Origin of the sequence: Acinetobacter sp. V2 (assembly GCF_001188385.1) — a bacterium.
Classification (GTDB): domain Bacteria; phylum Pseudomonadota; class Gammaproteobacteria; order Pseudomonadales; family Moraxellaceae; genus Acinetobacter; species Acinetobacter oleivorans.
Map to the genome: position 1 here is coordinate 1,581,809 of NZ_JZFB01000001.1, position 2,877 is coordinate 1,584,685.

Annotated in this window: 3 protein-coding genes; all 3 read left to right on the forward strand. The window is 33.3% G+C overall.

The annotated features are described in order from the left end of the window. Window positions 1-173: 173 nt before the first annotated feature. Window positions 174-539: a hypothetical protein gene (locus tag UC75_RS07225; protein WP_049837162.1), complete on the forward strand. Its 366-nt coding sequence runs from the start codon at window positions 174-176 to the stop codon at window positions 537-539. Between the two features lie 373 nt (window positions 540-912). Next, window positions 913-2,205 carry a Y-family DNA polymerase gene (locus tag UC75_RS07230; protein ID WP_049837163.1) on the forward strand — a complete coding sequence of 431 codons (1,293 nt, stop codon included), beginning with the start codon at window positions 913-915 and terminating at the stop codon, window positions 2,203-2,205. A gap of 46 nt (window positions 2,206-2,251) precedes the next feature. Next, the coding region (locus UC75_RS07235; RefSeq protein ID WP_228137152.1) for a restriction endonuclease at window positions 2,252-2,877 on the forward strand (626 nt) is incomplete at its 3' end.

Below are 2,877 nucleotides of genomic sequence, written 5' to 3' on the forward strand. Positions count from 1 at the left end.
GGACAATCTAAATTTATTACATTCAATCACTTAATATACAACTGACGCATTTTTGTCGCAAACACAAATCTGATTAAGAAAGTATTAATTTGCAAAATTAATCTTGCTACTTGAATTTATCCACATATCTATATACAAATATTTCTTCACTTTAATTATTAAAAGATAATTTTATGCTTTCAAAATCTAAAATTGTGATTGACTGTATTGGTAAAGAATCTTTGTATGTATTAGAAAAATCTGGTAGTGCAATTTATAAGACACCAGGGGTTGATACTAATTTTGCAAAAGATCTTTTAAAATCTTATAAAGAAGGGCTTCAGAAGCTAAAAACTATAATTGATAGCTCACCAAGTTATGATAATTCATATTATGATTTTGAGTTTAAAACAATGATTTATGCAATTGATAAATTATTACTAGCCATAGGAAACATCAAAAGCGAAGATGATGAGATTGAGGCTGCTATTTTTCAAAGCTATCTTCGAAAACAAGATGAGTCTATTAGGAAAACAATTGAAGAAGAGGAAGCGGGTTAATAGTTATTAATTTTTTTGGGTATAGTTTGAACTGTACCCACTTCTAAAAAATAAAGATGACGGGAGTTGAACCCGAAACAATCAAACACTATCAATTACTATTAAATTACCGACTTTAAAAATCAATAACTTACATCCCCTAGTCTGAATTGTATTTTACTGTCTTTAAGATATGCCTGTCAAAAAACCTGTCATGACTAAATTCATCTAATCCACGCATACATGATTTGAGTTGTAGAATTTCCGACCAAATGCACTAGCTCTTGCGACTTTAATTGTCGTATCTCTGATTTTCAAAGATTTTTATAATTTGTAATTTTATAGCCTCATCTCTACCATAAAACTTGATTTTGTAACGTAATCAATTTTTGAAATGAAACCGCGAATTTTTTGTTTAGTGGACGTGAATAATTGCTATGCAAGTATAGAACGTTTTTTCAATCCACATTTAATTAATAAACCTGTCATTGTGCTATCAAACAACGACGGTTGCGCGGTTGCACGTTCACAAGAAGCTAAAGCCATTGGTATAGAAATGGGCGACCCTTTATTTAAAATTATTGATTTAGTTAAACGGCATAATGTAGCTGTACTCTCAAGCAACTACCCTGTTTATGCTGAAATGAGTAAAAGATTTCATGCAATCTTAAAGCAATTTGTTACTGATAAAGAACATGAGACGTATAGCATTGATGAAGCATTCTTAGAACTCACAGCATACAAACAGCATTATGATTTAGATGCTTATGCCAGGCTTATGAAAAACCGCATCTGGCAATGGATCGGGTTACCTGTTTGCGTTGGCATAGGGAGAAGTAAAACTGAAGCGAAAATGGCTAATCACCTGGCAAAAACATATATGACTTTTGACGGTGTTTGTAACCTCACAACATTCCCAACCAATATAAGAGATTTGCTTTATAAACAGACCAGCGTTTCTGAAGTTTGGGGCGTTGGCCGCCAGCATTCTAAAAAGCTGGAAGCAATGGGAATTACTAAAGTTTATGATCTTATGATGTCAAACCCATATCACATGGAATCATTGTTTAGTGTCGTTATGAAGCGTACTGTGCTTGAGCTGAACGGTATTGCTTGTATCGAAATTGAAGACACGCCACCCTCTCGAAAGCAAATCATTTCATCACGTGCGTTTAAGCAAAAAATTACCGATAAAGATGATTTAAAAGAAGCAATTGCACGACGTACACAAGAGGCATTCACGCGCATTAGAAAAGATGAAGCCCTATGCGGCTGTATTATTGGTTTTGCTCACTCTAGCCCGTTTGATGTGCATAAACCCTATTATAAAAAAGAATTATCACAGTCGTTTGCCGTACCTACTGACGATGTCAGAAAGCTTGTGAAAGCAACAACAAGAATGATGGAATATATTTATAAGCCTGGAGTGGACTTTAAAAAATGCGGGGTAGTTTTGACTGCACTCGAGAGTAAGCATACTTTTACTTATGACTTACTAACAGATTATAGTGACTTAGAGAAAACTGAAAATTTGATGTGTGCAATTGAAGGGATACAAGGGAAATTCGGAAAGTTCAAACTTGGTTTTGGCGGGAGTATGTATCAAAACCGATCATGGTCGATGTCTCAAAATTTGAAATCTAATAATTATTTCACTTGGGAAGGTATGTTAACCATTTCTAATTAATATATATTAACTTTACCTAAATTCATTGAAAAAATAAGAGTTAATTATGGTTAAGAATACAGGACGCGAATACGAGGAGTTTGTTCAATCAATTTACCAAGCAATCATTCAATCTGAATCATTGGGGCTAAGTGAACAAAATAATATAAAAGTTGAAATTAATAAAAAATTAATAGATAGAAATGGTATTGAAAGGCAATTCGATATTTATTGGGAATATTCTTTAGCAGGACATTCATATAAAACGGTCATTGAGTGTAAAGACTACACTAGTAAAGTGTCTATCGAAAAAATTGACTCTTTCATAGGAAAACTACAAGACTTTCCTGGTCTAAGAGGGTTATATGCGACAAAAAAAGGATACCAAAAAGGAGCATTAACAAAAGCTAATCAGAACAATATAGACCTATTAATTGTTAGAGAACAAAATGATACAGATTGGGAAGATGAGAATGGCGATCCTTTAATAAGGGAAATTAATTTAGAAGTTCATGCCATTCATCCAGCTAGGATTACAGGCTTTAATATTTTACTCCCCAAGAATTCAGAAGCTTATGATCCAAAAAGTCTTTCAGGACTGAATATTGAAATCATAATTATCGATGAAGATAAGTCAGAACAATATACGCTTTATGACTTACAACAGAGGCTTGTGAATGAACACAAAGAAGG